The organism is Bradyrhizobium sp. LB13.1, from assembly GCF_054056815.1.
On record NZ_JBSRYQ010000001.1, the window covers coordinates 4209508 to 4225084 of the forward strand.

The 15577-nt window shown below is 59.6% G+C and carries 18 protein-coding genes and 1 pseudogene; 13 read left to right on the forward strand and 6 right to left on the reverse strand.

The features are described 5' to 3' along the window. Positions 1-27: 27 nt before the first annotated feature. Positions 28-243, forward strand: a complete 216-nt coding sequence (locus ACVWYI_RS19970) for a hypothetical protein (RefSeq protein WP_456662968.1) — start codon at positions 28-30, stop codon at positions 241-243. Beyond that, positions 234-401 carry a hypothetical protein gene (locus ACVWYI_RS19975; RefSeq protein ID WP_247349055.1) on the forward strand — a complete coding sequence of 56 codons (168 nt, stop codon included), beginning with the start codon at positions 234-236 and terminating at the stop codon, positions 399-401. The genes ACVWYI_RS19970 and ACVWYI_RS19975 overlap by 10 nt, the downstream gene beginning before the upstream one ends. Positions 402-416: 15 nt before the next feature. Here ACVWYI_RS19975 and ACVWYI_RS19980 read toward each other — a convergent pair whose 3' ends face one another. From ACVWYI_RS19980 to ACVWYI_RS19995, 4 genes are all read right to left on the reverse strand, one after another. After that, positions 417-872 carry a hypothetical protein gene (locus ACVWYI_RS19980; RefSeq protein ID WP_456662969.1) on the reverse strand — a complete coding sequence of 152 codons (456 nt, stop codon included), beginning with the start codon at positions 870-872 and terminating at the stop codon, positions 417-419. A gap of 82 nt (positions 873-954) precedes the next feature. Next, on the reverse strand, positions 955-1425 hold the full coding sequence (locus ACVWYI_RS19985; RefSeq protein ID WP_247349051.1) for a hypothetical protein: 471 nt from the start codon (positions 1423-1425) through the stop codon (positions 955-957). 23 nt (positions 1426-1448) lie between these two features. Continuing rightward, positions 1449-1622, reverse strand: a complete 174-nt coding sequence (locus ACVWYI_RS19990; protein WP_247349048.1) for a hypothetical protein — start codon at positions 1620-1622, stop codon at positions 1449-1451. A gap of 125 nt (positions 1623-1747) precedes the next feature. Further along, positions 1748-1948, reverse strand: coding sequence for a hypothetical protein (locus ACVWYI_RS19995; RefSeq protein WP_456662970.1), 201 nt, complete (start codon positions 1946-1948; stop codon positions 1748-1750). Between the two features lie 840 nt (positions 1949-2788). Between ACVWYI_RS19995 and ACVWYI_RS20000 the strand changes: the two genes are divergently transcribed. The 8 genes and pseudogenes from ACVWYI_RS20000 to ACVWYI_RS20035 all read left to right on the forward strand — a co-directional run bounded on the left by ACVWYI_RS20000 (position 2789) and on the right by ACVWYI_RS20035 (position 8321). Beyond that, positions 2789-3001, forward strand: coding sequence for a hypothetical protein (locus ACVWYI_RS20000; RefSeq protein ID WP_456662971.1), 213 nt, complete (start codon positions 2789-2791; stop codon positions 2999-3001). After that, positions 3002-4135, forward strand: a complete 1134-nt coding sequence (locus ACVWYI_RS20005) for an AAA family ATPase (protein ID WP_456662972.1) — start codon at positions 3002-3004, stop codon at positions 4133-4135. Between the two features lie 153 nt (positions 4136-4288). After that, positions 4289-5131, forward strand: a complete 843-nt coding sequence (locus tag ACVWYI_RS20010) for a bifunctional DNA primase/polymerase (protein ID WP_354107469.1) — start codon at positions 4289-4291, stop codon at positions 5129-5131. A gap of 987 nt (positions 5132-6118) precedes the next feature. Continuing rightward, entirely contained in the window at positions 6119-6439 is a 321-nt protein-coding gene (locus ACVWYI_RS20015) for a hypothetical protein (RefSeq protein ID WP_247447409.1), read from the forward strand. A gap of 36 nt (positions 6440-6475) precedes the next feature. Then, positions 6476-7097: pseudogene (locus ACVWYI_RS20020) on the forward strand (hypothetical protein). Between the two features lie 72 nt (positions 7098-7169). Then, positions 7170-7628, forward strand: a complete 459-nt coding sequence (locus ACVWYI_RS20025; RefSeq protein WP_231190556.1) for a YidB family protein — start codon at positions 7170-7172, stop codon at positions 7626-7628. 25 nt (positions 7629-7653) lie between these two features. Beyond that, entirely contained in the window at positions 7654-7917 is a 264-nt protein-coding gene (locus tag ACVWYI_RS20030) for a GlsB/YeaQ/YmgE family stress response membrane protein (RefSeq protein WP_247353812.1), read from the forward strand. A gap of 65 nt (positions 7918-7982) precedes the next feature. Beyond that, the gene (locus ACVWYI_RS20035; protein WP_456662973.1) at positions 7983-8321 is read left to right on the forward strand and encodes a hypothetical protein; all 339 of its coding nucleotides are present in this window, start codon (positions 7983-7985) and stop codon (positions 8319-8321) included. Positions 8322-9263: 942 nt separating this feature from the next. Here ACVWYI_RS20035 and ACVWYI_RS20040 read toward each other — a convergent pair. Together ACVWYI_RS20040 and ACVWYI_RS20045 are read right to left on the reverse strand one after the other, a co-directional pair. After that, the gene (locus ACVWYI_RS20040) at positions 9264-9527 is read right to left on the reverse strand and encodes a hypothetical protein (RefSeq protein ID WP_456662974.1); all 264 of its coding nucleotides are present in this window, start codon (positions 9525-9527) and stop codon (positions 9264-9266) included. Between the two features lie 755 nt (positions 9528-10282). Then, entirely contained in the window at positions 10283-10726 is a 444-nt protein-coding gene (locus tag ACVWYI_RS20045) for a GNAT family N-acetyltransferase (protein ID WP_456662975.1), read from the reverse strand. Between the two features lie 134 nt (positions 10727-10860). Here ACVWYI_RS20045 and ACVWYI_RS20050 point away from each other — a divergent pair, with 134 nt between their 5' ends. Genes ACVWYI_RS20050 through ACVWYI_RS20060 form a run of 3 tightly spaced genes read left to right on the forward strand, consistent with a single transcriptional unit; the run spans position 10861 to position 15262 of the window. Beyond that, positions 10861-13281: a condensation domain-containing protein gene (locus tag ACVWYI_RS20050; protein WP_456662976.1), complete on the forward strand. Its 2421-nt coding sequence runs from the start codon at positions 10861-10863 to the stop codon at positions 13279-13281. Then, positions 13278-14114, forward strand: coding sequence for an ABC transporter permease (locus ACVWYI_RS20055; RefSeq protein ID WP_456662977.1), 837 nt, complete (start codon positions 13278-13280; stop codon positions 14112-14114). The genes ACVWYI_RS20050 and ACVWYI_RS20055 overlap by 4 nt, the downstream gene beginning before the upstream one ends. Before the next feature lie 2 nt (positions 14115-14116). Further along, positions 14117-15262 carry an ABC transporter ATP-binding protein gene (locus ACVWYI_RS20060; protein ID WP_456662978.1) on the forward strand — a complete coding sequence of 382 codons (1146 nt, stop codon included), beginning with the start codon at positions 14117-14119 and terminating at the stop codon, positions 15260-15262. Positions 15263-15577: the final 315 nt, after the last annotated feature.

The following is a 15577-nucleotide window of genomic DNA, read 5'->3' on the forward strand; positions in this document are numbered from 1 at the left end:
GGTCGACGAGCTCGCCGTGAGCTGGGCGTGAGCGAGGTGCCATTCCTGCCGCCGAACGATGCACTGATCGCATCGTTCTGCGGCATGATCTATCACCCGCTGGCGCTGGTGAAGTTCGATCATTTCGACGCCGGCGAGGACGACGGCGTGTGTTGGGCGCTGAAGCGGCTGCCCGGCTTCGACGTCGTGGTGCTGCGCGGCTCGGTGAGGCGGGCAACGACCGCACGCTCATCGTGTCGGTGATTGGTTGTGGATTGCTGGGCGCGGCGTTCGGAGCATTGACAGCCTCAGGCCCGATCATGATGATTGTCGCTGCGGCCTTCTACGGCCTGATCGGATTGCTGCTTGGCGCCCCGATCAGCTTCGTCATCAATATGACCCGTCACGTCGGCCGACGCTGAGACACCGGTCGCCAATCATTTCGGCGGCAAGCACCTGTTCAGCCGCGCATCCTGATTTGAGTGTACGAACCTGCAGATTCCGAGAATTTTCTCTTCGAAGACCTGATCGGAAGTTGGGGCGACATTGCTCTCTAACATCAGGCCTAGCGGCGTACCTCGGCTACATTCCGCTGAATGTCGTTCGCGATAGACGAAGTCGCTACATAGCTGCGCGCTGGCGGCAACCTCTTTGAAAGCCTTTTCGCGCATGTCCTGGTCCATCGCCTTGTACCGAATTGCATCCGTGACGGCCTGTGCGTGGATCGCTCGAACTTCCTCATCCGTCATGAGCGATACTCGATGCGCTCGCATACTTCTCAAATCCGGCTCGGCCCGGTCATCGCGTTTGACCCAATAGAAGGTGCCGCCGCAGATTGTAGCTGCGAGCACGACCGCTACGAGGATGGCGAGTGTGTTGCCTGTAAGTCTCATGTGTTGGACCGCTTCGCTTCAATGCAAGTCTGTCCCTTGGTCCTTGCTGGCGCGAGACGACGCGCGCTCGCGGACGACCCCGCTACAGGTCTACCCACCAGTCCTCTTCCAAGCCTAAGGTATTGGCGATGCGCTGGCCAAGTTGGCGGGCAACTGCTTCGTCATAGGCTGGTCTCGGCAAAGGGCTTTTTCTAATCGGGTTGGATATCCAGTTTCCAAGGTTGATCTGTCCGTCTTTTATGAATTTTGCAAACGATCGGATTTGGCAAAGCTCCAGCATCAGCCGATTGAGAGAGACGCCGTAGATTTCACGCGACGACAGGTAAACTCGCATGCAATCCGCGAGAGTTGCCTTTCCATCGCTCGGCCCAAAGCTAGTCCACGCGCAATCGTCAGATCCGATCTCCCGACGGGCGCGCGCCCAGAGCGTGCGTTTACCGCTCGCGATGACAAAACGGTCGTCTGACCGCTCGAACGCCTCTGGATCGGAAACACGCCCGCTATCTGCTGCCCAGTACCACTGCGGCGCGTCATCGAAAGTTGGATCACTCATTTCGCAATGCCCTTCTTGCTGCCCTAGGAGATGCCCAACAACCGCTTCAGCGTGGCGCGGTCTTTCTCAGTGGGCGACACCTCGAGGGCGTTGTGGCCGCCGAATCTGATGAAGACTTGGAGGTCGCTCCCAGCAAGATCGAGTTCGCGAGCGATCTCGTCATAGACGTGTAGTTGGTGGTCGGTCGGATCGTCCAAGATACGACGATGCACGTGCTGGATGATCCGCCGTGCCGTCTCGTTGTGTTCGATGACCTTTCGGCTTTTTTTGGATCGGAGCCTCGGTAGTCCTTCAGCCGTGGTTGCAGAGGAAGGCCGGGCATTTAGAAGGCCGTGCCGCGGGCGTTCATCTGCCGGCAGTAGTTTCCGATCTCGGCTTCGAACCAACCCTCGGCTTCCGTTTGCGCGCCGATCTCAGAGCGGAAGTTCAAATACAAGCTGCGGTGGTTGGCTTCGAGCCATTGTTTGAAATCAGAAAAGCTCGGATACCATCCCGGCTTGGGTCGGTAGTCGGTTTCGCGCATCCACTCTAACGCGAGCCGCCGAATCCCGTCCTCGGCTTCCCTCCTCTTCAACATGTTTCGCAGCCTTGAGCCGCGGCGGCAAGTCGCGCCCCGATCTGACTATCAGCTGCCGGCTTGTCCGGCTTCCAAGCCAGGCCTTTTCAAAAAAACGGCGCACATCGCTCTGCATCAGGGGCTTCTCCTTTCCGCGTGATTCGGTCCCGCGAATGGGATGCCAGTCTCGCGCTGTGTAGTGGAGCGCTGGTTCGTTTATCCCGGTTGTTCACAGGTCCGGCGCAGAGGCTGTATTCCACCTGATTGCGAACGAAACAAGAAGGCCTGTGTTGCGTCCGTGTTGCGCGGAGCGATTTGTAAGAATGCGTAAGCCGTTGATTTCCATGAAAGCGATTGGCACTGCCTCGCAACACGAAAATCGGCTCAGAACGAAAGCGGTTCAGGTCGAAGCCATTGAGTTGTAAGGCTAAAAGCTGGCGATCCCGGCAGGAATGATTGAATTCAACGATCTCAATAGCTTAAGGGCGAGGTTAGGCAATTTTACTGCCATTGTTTCCCATAGAGAAATTTGGCGATTGCCTAACCAGCGGGCAAGAACCTGGAGGCCATAGCCGCCGTCCCGGCATATTTCCTTTGCCGCCTTTAGCGTCCCTCTCGCAGGTTAATGTCGGATGCAGCGCCGTGCGCGTTGGCACTCCCATGCGCGCCGACTGCACACATTGCGATCTCGGCCGCCATATTACTCATGGGCGGAAATGAACTGCCGCGAAAAAGCAATCTGCGGCACCTTTAGTGTTTCAGCGGCAAACTCGTACTGATGAAATAGCAAACCATTCGGAGGTGAGGATGCAAGCTCAGACGCTATCCGACAACGGCTCGACCGGCATGGCGCATTCAAGACCGAAAGTCCCAGAGGGATGGATTGACGACGGCGCCAGAGCGATTGCGCGTCGGCAGGAGAAAGAGACTGACGCAATGCTGGAGCAATTCGGCGAGGCGGTAGCGAAGGTTTACAATCTCGCGAGCTACCGGGTGGCGCGCATTGAGGGCTGGTTCTAAGTGAGCATTAAAGCGAAGGCCCAAGCGGGCGAGCAGACAATCGTTCACGCCAACGATAACGAGCCAGATAAGGCAGCCAAGTTCAAGAAGGACTTCACCTTCACGCGCTACTGCGAACTGGGGCAGACGACGAAGGCCAAGGAATTTGTAATCGATGGCGTCATGGCTGCCGGTGAGTCATCGTACACGGTGGCGAAGCCTGACAGCGGTAAATCCGTCATCACGCTTGACATGGACTTCCATATCGCGGCCGGCCTGGATTGGCACGGCTATCGCGTGACGAAGGGACTCGCCGTCAATTTCGCCTTTGAGCGATACGATTTGCAGCTCCGTCGCGGCATGGCACTACGTCAAAATCATTCCGACGTCGAGCCGAACATCCCGCTAGTGGTTGTTGGCGGTAAGTTTGACCTGCATGGCAACACGCTTTCGGTCGGGCGGATGGTCGACCTGATTAATTATCTACAGGACGACTACCAGACCGTGCTGCGAAGCGCGACGCTGGACACTCTCACAAAGTCCTTCGGCCGCGGGAAGCAGAACGTTGCCGAAGACATGAAGGCGTACTTCGATAGCGTTGCGCATCTGCTCGAAAAGTTCCCGACCGCCCACTGCACCATAGTTCACCACGAGGGGCACGACACCGGGCGGGCTAAGGGCGCCATCGACCTGGATGGCCTCGTCGACGTCAGCCGCAGGGTCGTTCGCAAGGGTGATTTTTTCCGACTTGAATGCGATGGCGCCAATGACGGCGGCGCATCTGGAACGCTGCTCACCTACGGCATGAAGTCCGTCGAGGTGACGGATGCCGACGGTAACACGTTCACGGCCCCTGTCGTGTTTAAGGCGGCTGATACCGAGAAGTTCGCGGCTGCACTTAGCGACCGAGCCGCGGAGACCGTGAAGGCAAAGACCAAGGCCGAGTTGATGGACATCCTGACCGAGCTATCTGCCGGCGGGCATCCTGTCGGCGGTGGCATGTGGCAAGCGAGATATCATGAGCAATATCCCGAAGTGAACAAAAACACCGTCGATTCGAGGTTTAAGCGGGCCATCGCAGAGCTTGAGGAAGACGGGAGAGTTACGCCTTCCGGCAGGCCCAAGGTCTATGTGCCGGCTCAGGTGCAAACCTAGGTGCAGCACCCAGGTGCACTTGCACCTGCACTAAGCGACCATTCTTACGCGGGGTGCAAGGTGCGCATGCATATCCCCCTTTAGGGGATGCGTGCACCTGCACCCCCGCGTGGTTTGAGATTTGAGGGAATTAGAAGATGAAACCTTCCGACCGTGCTTAGTCTCGCCCTCACGCTGGCCGCGGCAGGCACACCCGTATTTCCATGCCGGGCAGACAACAAGCGCCCGCTGACTTCAAATGGATTTAAGGCGGCCTCGGTCTTCCCGCATGTGCTGCGCCGCTGGTGGCGTGACTGGCCAGACGCGCTTGTCGGCATGCCGACCGGCGAGCGGACGAGCGTTTGGGTGCTGGACATGGACTCGTATAAGGGCGCCACCGAAGCCGACCTGCCGCACTGCCTGCCGCCAACCCGCACGGTCACGACGCGCAGCGGCGGGAAGCATTTTTACTTCAATCACGTTGGACTTGGTAATTCGCCTGGCCGCTTGCCGGCGAGCTGGGACGTTCGAGGCCAGGGCGGGTTTGTCCTCGTGCCGGGCAATCCCGGCTACGTGCTGGACCCAGACCTGCCGCTCGCGGAGGCGCCCGAGTGGCTATTGGCCATGATCCGGCCCAAGCCCTATACCCCGCGGCCGAGCCAGCCGTATCAGCCGCATAGCCACGACCACTACGTAGACGCCGCTGTGCTGGCAGAGCTTGCGGCGCTGTCTGGCGCCGCGGCAGGCAGCAGAGGCACGCTGCTGAACCGCGTCAGCTTCACGCTTGGCACGTTCATTGGCGCCGGTGCATTGGACCGAAGCGAGGCAGAGCATGGCCTGCTGGCCGCCGCACAAGGTTGTGGCCTGATAGCTGTCGACGGTGAGCGTCCTGTGCGGGCGACTATCAGGCGCGGCCTGGACGCGGGCAGCAGGCACCCACGCGCACTGCCCGAACGGGATAATACTCCGCTAATCGACGTCACCAAGCTGCTGCGGAAGAGCAGAGCGTCAGCCTAGGCGGACAGGGGTAGGGGTGGGTGAAATCTCTTGGGCGTTTGCCCGTGGAAACCGGCCGTATAATCGCACGCGTTGTTCCGCAGATATTCAGATTATTTTCCAGGCCGCGCAGCAGCACGCCACGGAGACAGTGGTGATGTTCTCGCCGACTCTCCGAGGCTGCCTTCGGGTGAGATACCGGTGCGGAACGAACGAACCCTCGTGCGCGTCGCCCTCGGTCCCTACGCCTTCGACCAACAGGATCTCGGGCCCCAACACCTTACGGAAACGGTGCCCCTGACCTGGCGCAGGCGCGCAGCACCTTCTCCAGTCAATGTCGTAACTCGGTCGCCGCAGCAGCTGCCGCCCGGTCACGCGGCCGATGATTGTGGTGTGGATTGGAGATCGCCGGACGAGGCGCTGCGTCTGCGCCTTCCTTTCCAACTTGAAGCCGCCGGGAATGCTCGCGACGATGAACTCGAAACGCTCCAGGACCTCATCGCGACAGTCTAGCTAGCCGGCGGCGAGGATATGGCTTTCGATCCCCTTCAGGATTCGGAAAATGCTTGCCAAAACGGTTGTTCAGGCGGTCGGGCTCGCGGTGCTGTTGCTCGATCTGCTCGACAGAGAGCCCGCTGGCTTAGTGCGCTGACTTCCAGTGATCGGCCGAGTTGAAGCTGGAAGAGGCGCTCCTGCGTAGGCTCGGCGACGCTTTGCAGCGTCTGTCGCGGGGCAGGCTTGGAGGACACGGTAGGGGCTCGAATCCTGCCGTACACCAACAGGACCCGTCCAACGTCAAGGGCCCGCCTGGGAACACGCGCGGTCGGAGGGTGCCGTGAAGGAGCACCTTGCTGCCTCACGCTCACGGCGATCAGGACCGATTACCGGAAATGCACAGCCGGCGCCCGCTGCCGTCTTCTTGCAGATCCTGCATCGCCCCCAGGACCGGGAAAACCTGGAACTTCTCAGCCCGGCGTATGTTGTGCCGTGCCACTACTGGAGGACGAAATGAACAAGAAATCTTTTCTGCTGCTGATGGCTGCCTCGCTTCTGGCGGGTCCGTCGTTTGCGCAAAATCCGACGGCGACCGATCGGCCGAACAATAATGCTGTCAACAGTTCCGGCCAGAATAATTCCAGCAAGCCGGTTGAAGGCGCCAACAGCTTCACCGAAGGCCAGGCCAAATCGAAGATCGAGGAGGCGGGCTACACCAACGTCACATCCCTGAAGAAGGACGACAACGGCGTTTGGCGCGGAAAGGCCAGCAAAAGCGGCGCCTCGACCAATGTCAGTCTGGATTTCCAGGGCAACGTGAACGCGGCCAAATAACCTGGCGCGCGGCAGCGAAATTGAGAGGGATTGAACATGACCGTTACCATTTCACGTCTATACGACAATTATTCCGATGCGCAGCGCGCCGTGACGAGCCTGGAGGCCGCGGGCGTGCCGCATTCGGATCTGAGCATCGTCGCAAACAATTCCGACAACTGGTACAGCACCGACAAGAAGGTCGATCGCGATCGCGATGGGGTTGACGATCGGGCGGAAGGTGCGGCTACCGGAGCGGGCGTCGGCGCAGGTCTCGGTGGCGCGGCCGGCTTGCTCGCTGGCCTTGGTTTGTTGGCTATCCCCGGCCTAGGTCCGGTCGTGGCGGCCGGATGGCTCGCATCAACCGCGCTCGGTGCCGTTGCCGGCGGCGCGACGGGCGGAGTCGTCGGGGCGTTGACGCAGGCCGGCGTATCCGATGAGGAAGCACCACTCTACGCTGAAGGTGTGAGGCGCGGCGGCCACGCTGGTTTCGGCTCGTGTGCCGGATGCGGAGCGCGCGCGCTACGACGCGATCCTGAACCAGTCCGCCGTTAATCTGCGCGACCGGAGCGCAGCCTGGCAGAAGGCAGGGTGGAAGAGTTACGATCCATCTGCCCAGCCTTATGGCGCGGACGAGGTCCGCAGAGAGCGCCAACTCTATGGCACCGGAATGCGCTAAATTACCCGGCGGCCCGCCACCGGGCGGGCCGCCATTCTTGCGCATGATTATCATCCAACTCAGGAGCCGAAAATGAGCCGGGGAATGCCATCAATGACCGCCCTCTTGGGTATGCTCGCAATCGCCGGTTACCAAAATCGGGACAAGCTGGCGGACATGTTTCGCAATGCCACCTCCGGTCAGCCGGCGGGTGCCAAGGATTCCCTGAGCGGCATGCTCGGCAATCTTGGCGGCCTTGTGGGAGGCGGCGGCGTGGGTTCGCTGCTGAACGGCGGAATCGGCGAGTTGCTCGAGCACTTCAAGCAGAACGGACAGGGCGACGCGGCCCAATCCTGGATCAATCAAGGGCCAAACCGCGAAGTCACCCCGCCCGAACTCCAGCAGGCTATCGGTCCGGACGTTCTTCAAAAACTGGAGCAGCAGACCGGCCTGTCGCAGCAAGAGATCCTCGACCGATTGTCTCGCGAACTTCCGACAGCGGTGGACAAATACACGCCTGACGGACGTCTTCCGGCGCAATCGGCGGGATAACACTACTCAAGACTCGAGACGAGATATGAGCATCATCTGGACGATCGTCATCGGTTTCATCGCAGGCGTCATCGCGAAGTTCATCATGCCCGGCGACAATGAGCCCTCGGGTTTCATCCTCACGACGATCCTGGGAATAGTGGGCGCGTTCGTTGCGACCTATCTTGGCCAGTCTCTGGGCTGGTATCGGCCTGGAGAAGGCGCTGGGCTGGTGGGGGCGGTCGTGGGTGCCATCATCGTGCTTCTTGTCTACGGTTTTGTGGCCGGGCGCAGCCGCCGGGCGATCTAACCCACCATGACCGGAATTCTTCGCGTGAGCGAAGAATTCACGCGGTGCGAATGGCGATAAGCAAGATGAAATGGATGCTCGTTGTCCTGGTAGGAGGCATGACAGCGGTCAACACCGACCTGGTGTTCGACAAGTTCGCCGATTGCCTTGCCGCCGAGGAGCAGATGCGAAAACACTACACCGACGCCTTCGAGGTCTGGGACCGATGGGCCGCGGCCAATTTCGAGCGAAGACGCGAATACTCAAAGGTGCGCGACCTCCAGGCCAAACGCCTGCTCAGCAACATCGGCACGTGCGTTCCTCATGCAGGCGGCGACACCATAGGCCCTCAGCAGCCGAGCAATTCGACACCTTCTCAGCCTCCTCAAGCCGCACCCACGCCGCAGCCAAGTCCGAAAACGTGAGGTCTGAACTTCGGAGCACGGGCAGTCGCGAACGAATGTCGCAGGCCCTCCGAAGTGCGGGCCGTAATTGTATAGAAGCTGAACCTGTACCTTCGGGTCAGGTTTGAGAGTTCGCGGTGCGGCTAGACGCTCAGCGCGAGGTTCTTGCATCTGCACTCGGAGGTGTCGCTCGGGTTCGAATGCCGGGTCGGGCAAGTTGACGACAAAGGCCACCGCGCCTCGGAAAAAGCGCCGAGCAGCTTAGGGACGCAATGCGCTTTTTGGCTTCAGCTTCTGTCCTGCTACGCCGGAGCGAAAGCACCTAACTCAATTGCTCCGGGCGCGGGACCGAGCGTTGCTCTGCGAAGCGGCATTTGGCTTCAGGCGTGACTTTGGACGTGCTTCTGGCTCGATACCGTTCTGCTCGTCAAACTTGCGTATCCAGGATTGGACGTAGCGCGGGTCGTCCGGACAAAGCTGTTCAAGTAAACGAAGGTTCTGCGCTCTGAATTTCACTAGGGCTTTCGGCAAGTGTGCCTCCTCAAAACCCTGCCCACATCTAGGCTGCTGTGTCGGAAAAAGTGGTCAAGCCAAAAGGAGGCTTGAAAATTTCGGAGCGTTGATGCAGCGCCAAAAAGTGAAAACCCCGCTTGGGGGAGCGGGGCTTTCTGGTGGGGGTGAAGCTTAGGGAGGCTTCGGCTATATGACACGCCATTGCGGAAAAGGTTCAAAGCCCTAAAAAGCGAACCACGCCAATACCGCAATGATGGGGATGATTGCCACGCCCAAGAGCACCAAGGGTGCAGGTTCATTGCCCGAGATGAAGGTCCCGCAGCAGCGTCGACGCCACGCGGCTTTCTGGCGGCAGGGGATGCCGACAGCTCAGAGCCGCAATTCCGACCGAGTTGGACTTGTTCCTCATCGGTCTTGGGGCGCGGCCCAGACGCCGCTGCCTGGAGAGCCTCAGTATGGCGGCCAGCCCATCGGCGCGCTGGGGTCCGCGCTGTTGAGCTGCTCTCGGTATTCCCCGGCGGCCTTGAGAAGAGTCTCGCGAAGCTCGTCGTCCGCCGTCTGGGCGGCGAGGGCTTCGGCCCGATCGGCGTGGTGCTGGAGAGATTCTTTCGTCATACGCCCTTCTTCTTTTTCTTCTTTAGAACTTTCGCCAGCGCTCTGAGCGGCCCGCTCGGCAACACAAGCCTGCTGCTTGGATGTCTTCGCCGGCTTCATGAGCCCACAACTCTTCCAAAAAAGCGGAGCTCCTGGGGGCGTCGCTGGTAACGGCGCTCTGGGGCGCCGTCTCTGCTCCGTGTTCTGAAACACTCCAACGTTCGTCACGATGCCAACGCGAACCGATGCGACTAGCGCCAGTATTCGGAAAAAAGACAGGTTTGCTGTCCATTTAACTTTAAATTTTTCATTACGGATTTTTATGGAAAAGATCAGAGAATTATATCGCCAATTTATTTGATTCAATATATTGATATTTATTGGATGTGCGGAGCGCGCCGCGTATTCGGATTTACAAAAAGCTGAACGACAGAATTGGAAACTCAGGGCCAGCGCAGCCCCGACAGCCGAGCGCGACTCAAACAGCGGAATAGCTCAGCCTGTAAGAAGGAACGACATTAGGCTCGTCTAGATGCGAGCGTCGAACGGATGACTCGTTTGGATGCCGAACGAGCGGTCGGGCCACCATCGTCGTGCTTCTCCACTAGTCCCCTTGGTTCGCGGATTGAGAAGCCACGGCTGGCTTTTCGACAAACGGTCGGGCCGCGTATTCGCCAGCGCAGGCGGGCCGACTAGCATGGTCTGGCCACTACAACCACGTTCGAACGTAGCGTTGCTCGCGATGACGAATTGCTGCTCGCGGTGCTTCAGCGCGGACAGGAAGAACGAACAGTCTTGCGTGCTGACGAGGTGATCGAGTGAATCAGTGTGCGCCGCTGGGTAGTCGGGAGGGGTGCAAATAGCTGAAAATCCTCTCAACGGCTGAGCGGCTTGCGGTAGAAACGGAGCCGGGTATCCGTAGCTCCCGCCAATCGAACGTCGCTCACAAGTTCACCAAACGGCTCATATCCGTTCTTTTCAAAAAAACCGGGTGCCTGGAAGGCATAACTGCTGAGCCAGGTACCCACACATCCCTGCTCGCGCGCCGCATCTTCGACTGCCGTCAGAAGGCGAGAGCCGAGGCCGTGGCGACGATCGGATTCGGCGACATAGAGCAGTTCGACGAATAGCCAACCGTAAAGGATATTGCCCCAGACGCCGCTGGAAGCCTCGCCACTATCAGGATCTCTCAACATGATGGCTAAGTTTCGGTAGCCGCTCGGTTCACCACGAGCTAGATTGGCGCTGACGAGCCGCTGCAACAGGGCTGCGTGGTCGCGGGGATCGGGTGACCAGTCGAGGAAGAACTCGTGTTTCATGCGGTAGCTCACGCTTTCGATGCTGGCTTCTTCGCGGATGTGCCTTCGTCATGATTTAGTTCTAAACTTCTTAGGAGACACGCTACAGTTTTGCGAGTGAAAATCGTTCTGCCGCGGGCCTGAAAAAGGTGGGTATGAGAACTCCGTCCGAGAATAGAGCAGAAGCGTTGCTGCACGTCGAATCTGCATCTGCATCGCAGCGTCGGACATGGTTCATGGAGCTCGTCGCTCCGGGCGTTCCGCAACATCATCTGCCGTTTGCTCTGGAAGTTTTCGGCGACCTTGACCTTGCAGCGCTCCAGCTCGGCCTCGATTTGCTCGCTGAGCGCCATGAGGCTCTAAGGACGATATTCGTGGACGATGGCGGGGCGCTTCACCAAGTTACCAATGGCCCACGCGCAGCGGTCAAGCTCGTCGATGCACCTTCCGGGCCCGATCGCGACCTCAGGGCCATCCTTCGTGAGCAGGTTATTGCCCCGTTCGTCCTGGGCAAGGGGCCCCTGGTTCGCCTGGTTGCCATAAGGCGCGCGCCGAGGGTGCATGTCCTGGTGTTCGTCCTGCACCACATTATTGCCGACAACCTGTCGCTTGGCCTATTCGTGCGTGAGATGGCCGACATCTACGGAGCAATCAGCGCTCGTAGCGTGCCGACGCTTGCACCGCTGCCCTGGCAGTACGCCGATTTCGCGATCGCCGAAGCCCGTTGGCTGTCAAGCCCCATTTTCCGCGCTCGCCTGCAACGTTACGCGGAGAAACTCGGCCCGACGATGGCGCGCCTGGACCTCGGTTTCGAGCGAGCCCCCGTGTCCCGGCCGGCGGCCGCGAACCACCTCTTGTCCGTCGACCCTGTCGTGGCGGATCGCCTCAAACAGGTTGCGCAGCGGACCGGCGTGACGCTGTTCACGGTGCTGCTTGCCGCGCTCGAGACGGTGCTTGCCCCTTATGCCGACGGGCCAGATTTCGTCATCACAGTGCCCGTGGCCGGCCGCGGCAGCGATGGCGCGGAGGGCGTAATTGGTCCATTTGCTAATATCGTTGGGCTGAAGACGAACCTTCGTCCGGGCCAGACCATGGCTGAGCTTCTGGCCGACGTCGGACGCCAGCTTCTGGATACTATTGAGTATGAAAATGTGCCTTGGGATGCGCTGGTGCGCGCCTGCAATCCGTCGCGCTCTGCCGATGCGGCGCCGCTTAGCCAAGTCATGTTGTCTTCGATCGCCTTGCCCACCCCGTTTCAACGCTTTGGGCGCCTACCATGTCGACCGATCTGGCTTCCGTCTCCTGCGCCCTCGGCCGACCTTTTTGTAAGCGCATCGGAGACGCCAGACGGTGTACTTTGGCTTGGCTTCGACAGCCGGCCCGACAAACTGTCTCTTGGCACCGTCTCCCACCTGTCGGGAGCGCTCCGAACCGTGCTGGTCGAAATTGCCCATGGAGATATCGCGACGCTCATGGTGTATCCGAGACAGGGCAGAGGCGGCGCCGACCTGCCTCTCCGCCACGTTCGTGATCCAGTTGGCGCCGCCTCCGCCAACGGTCTTCCCTGCAATTTCTCGGAAACGCCGCAGGGTCGCGAAGGCCTCGAGAAACTCGTTGCCGAGCTGTGGCGGCGGGTTCTCGGCGTCTCGCCGAATCACATGCGCGAAGACTTCTTCGACGCCGGCGGCGACTCACTGTTGGCCGTGCGGCTGATGTCGCAGCTGTGCCGTCATCTCGATCGAGAGCTGCCGGTTGCCTTGTTCTTCAAGGATCCCACGGTCGCCGGCCTGGTGAATGGTCTCAGGGGAGACAATTCTGCGGGAGAATTGGATTACGCCATCGTTAAACTCGCAGACGGAGTTGATGGCCGGGTGGTGTTTGTAAGCACTGGGCAAGAGGGTCTCGATGAACTGGCAGCAGCGATGAGGCCAGGACCGTCGATATACAGATTGGATGCTTACTTCCTTCAGGAGCAGCGACTGCTTGCCGACCAGCCAATACTCGAGAGCGTGGAGGCGATCGCTACGGAATTCCGATATCGACTGAAAGCTATCCAGCCGCAAGGTCCTTATCTGCTGGCCGGCGGCTGCGAAGGCGGGGTGTTTTTTTACGAGTTGGCGCTTCAGCTCCAGCAGAGAGGTGACGAGGTCGCTCTCCTCGGCATGTTGGATACGCCTGTCCGCGGCTTCTGGGAGAACAAGCTAGCCTTTTTAGGCCCAATCCGGCAGGCCAAACGCCAATTTCTAGATTTTATCTTACGACGGCCAGGCAATCCGATGACGCCAGGGTATGAGCGGTTCCAATACATTTGGGCCATAATCTGGCAGGCCGTGCGCTCATACCATCCTGAACGCCTCTTTGACGGAGACGTTCACCAGTTCAAGGCGACAATCTCAATGCGTGGTTATGTCGATGTTGCGTCTGGCTGGGATCGCCGGATCACGGGTCGGGTTTGGGTTCATATGATGCCAGGTAACCATCTTTCTTGGATAACAAATCCGCGGAGCGGAGCCATAATCTGCACCGTATTGAATACAGTCACGCCCACTCCTGTTACACCCGGATCTACGCATTGACCGAGCGTGCTACCTATGTCGTCCGGGGCGCAACGCCGGTCTTGCGGCGTGTGCCCGCTGGTCTCGCTGAGCTTGCGGCGTATCGCGAGTTGCTCGGATACATGACAATCAACCGCCTCCAAGTACGCTATCGGAATAGTTGGTTGGGGTGGGCTTGGGCGGTCCTGCAGCCACTCGCATTCCTGGCATTTCTCTCGGTGGTCGGCTCCGCCGCCGGCGGACGTTCGACCGCAAGCGTCGCCTATCCGCTCTTCATTCTCGCCAGTCTGTCGCCGTGGGTATTCTTCGCGACGTCTCTGAGCACCTCGGCGGCGGGCGTGCTGAACAGCAGGTCGCTCATCGCCAAGGTGTATTTCCCTCGCGAGATCGTCCCCCTCTCTTACGTCTTCGCCGCGCTCGCCGACCTCGGGATCGCGACGGCGCTGACCATGGTGTCTCTCGCGTGCACCGGCCACGGCATTTCGGCGAGTGCAGTCGAACTGCTGCCGATCTGCCTGATCCTGATCATCTATGCGGCCGCTTTGTCGCTGCTGCTTTCCATAGCGCAGATCGGGTTTCGCGACATCGCGATCGGATTGCCTCTTCTGCTGCAGGGAATCATGTTCACGACGCCTGTGCTGTATCCTTTGGACGCCGTTCCTGAGTACTGGCGCGCAGTCTATGCGCTCAACCCCCTCGCACTGCTGGTCGAGGCCTTCCGAGGCGCGTTGGTCGGCAAGCAAATCATCAGCGCCGGGCAACTGCTCTACGCTGCCGTCCTTGGGCTGATTCTGCTCGGAGTAGCGTATTTCGTATTCAAGACGGCCGAACCGCACATGATCGACGAACTCTAGCCATGGCTGCTGTCGATATCGCCGTCCGCAACGTGTCAAAGTCCTATCGTGTTTACCGCGACGGCAGAAGCGGCTGCGGACTGTTCAGGTTCAGGAAAGCCGAGCGCTTTTGGGCACTGAAAGATGTGAGCTTTGACGTTCGGCGTGGCGAGGCGCTGGGGGTTGTCGGTCCTAATGGTTCGGGCAAGACGACCCTGATCAAACTGCTCGCCCGCATCACTGCGCCTGATCGTGGGGATATCACCATCGCCGGCCGGCTGATGTCCCTTGTGGAAGTGGGAGCCGGCTTCCACCCCGAACTTAGCGGCCGGGACAACGTCTTCCTGAACGCCGCGATCTTCGGCGTTCCGGTCGCCGACGTGCGAAAGCGCTTCGGCGGCATTCTGGAGTTCTCCGGGCTCGCCGATTTTATCGATGCGCCCGTCAAGACTTATTCATCTGGCATGTTCGTCAGGCTCGGCTTCGCCGTTGCCGCACACCTCGATGCGGATATTCTCCTTCTGGACGAAGTCCTGGCCGTTGGCGATTTGGCTTTCCAAGCCCGTTGCATGGACCGGATCGGAGAAATCCGACGCTCGGGACGCACGATCTTGCTCGTCTCCCACGATCTGGCGGCGGTGGAACGGCTCTGCGATAACGCCCTCCTGCTCACATCGGGTGAAGTTGCGGGCGAAGGCATCCCGCGCGACGTGATTGAGAAGTACCAGATCAGTGCGACAAAGCGTGTCCCAAATTCCAGCTTCAATCTAGATGGCGGCGCCGTGGCCCTGCATGGCGTAAGCTTCATCGGTCGTGACGGCGCTCGGCCCAGGACAGGGGACCCTCTGACTGTGCGCGTGGGCTACGAGGCGGGATTAGCCGTTGAAGACATCGTGTTCACTGTGAGCTTCGTCTGGCCCAGTGGCTATCTCTGCACCGAGCTTGTGTCGTGCTCTTCCACTCTCGTTGCAGGACCGGGATACGTTGTCTTCGATTGTCCGTTCCTTGCCATGCAACGGGGGCTTTATACGGTCGACCTCACAATCGCGACGGCCGCCGGTCGTGTTCTCGCCAGACGCGTGCGCGCTGCGCCCTTTCGCGTGGATCCGGGTCTAATCATACAAGGCGATTTCCACATGCCTCACACCAGCAAGCTGGAGCGGGATTAGAGCATGATCCGCAAAAACGAAAAGATCATGCTCAATCGAATATGTGGAGAGAGATGGCCAATTCATCCTAATCCCATCGCGCTCAGCGTCCAGAATCAGAAATTCGGCGGACTCCAAATCGACTCAGTGATAGAGGAGGCTCTAGATGTTGGGGAGGATTGGCGATGGGTCGACGCTTTATTCCCCTCGAACTCGATGAGTTAGAACGCGCTGAGTTGACGTCGCGCCGGAGCACAGCGCAGGGGTTGACGCTGCGCGGTCGGATCATCTCGGCCTGTGCTGACGGCGAGCAGAGCAAGGTTGTGGCGGCCCGTG

What these genes read in the sequence shown, in the direction of transcription:
- ACVWYI_RS19980 (WP_456662969.1), bottom strand. Translation starts at nt 872, where the DNA reads ATGAGACTTACAGGCAACACACTCGCCATCCTCGTAGCGGTCGTGCTC.
- ACVWYI_RS19985 (WP_247349051.1), bottom strand. Translation starts at nt 1,425, where the DNA reads ATGAGTGATCCAACTTTCGATGACGCGCCGCAGTGGTACTGGGCAGCA.
- ACVWYI_RS19995 (WP_456662970.1), bottom strand. Translation starts at nt 1,948, where the DNA reads ATGCGCGAAACCGACTACCGACCCAAGCCGGGATGGTATCCGAGCTTT.
- ACVWYI_RS20000 (WP_456662971.1), top strand. Translation starts at nt 2,789, where the DNA reads ATGCAAGCTCAGACGCTATCCGACAACGGCTCGACCGGCATGGCGCAT.
- ACVWYI_RS20015 (WP_247447409.1), top strand. Translation starts at nt 6,119, where the DNA reads ATGAACAAGAAATCTTTTCTGCTGCTGATGGCTGCCTCGCTTCTGGCG.
- ACVWYI_RS20025 (WP_231190556.1), top strand. Translation starts at nt 7,170, where the DNA reads ATGAGCCGGGGAATGCCATCAATGACCGCCCTCTTGGGTATGCTCGCA.
- ACVWYI_RS20030 (WP_247353812.1), top strand. Translation starts at nt 7,654, where the DNA reads ATGAGCATCATCTGGACGATCGTCATCGGTTTCATCGCAGGCGTCATC.
- ACVWYI_RS20035 (WP_456662973.1), top strand. Translation starts at nt 7,983, where the DNA reads ATGAAATGGATGCTCGTTGTCCTGGTAGGAGGCATGACAGCGGTCAAC.
- ACVWYI_RS20040 (WP_456662974.1), bottom strand. Translation starts at nt 9,527, where the DNA reads ATGAAGCCGGCGAAGACATCCAAGCAGCAGGCTTGTGTTGCCGAGCGG.
- ACVWYI_RS20045 (WP_456662975.1), bottom strand. Translation starts at nt 10,726, where the DNA reads ATGAAACACGAGTTCTTCCTCGACTGGTCACCCGATCCCCGCGACCAC.
- ACVWYI_RS20050 (WP_456662976.1), top strand. Translation starts at nt 10,861, where the DNA reads ATGAGAACTCCGTCCGAGAATAGAGCAGAAGCGTTGCTGCACGTCGAA.
- ACVWYI_RS20060 (WP_456662978.1), top strand. Translation starts at nt 14,117, where the DNA reads ATGGCTGCTGTCGATATCGCCGTCCGCAACGTGTCAAAGTCCTATCGT.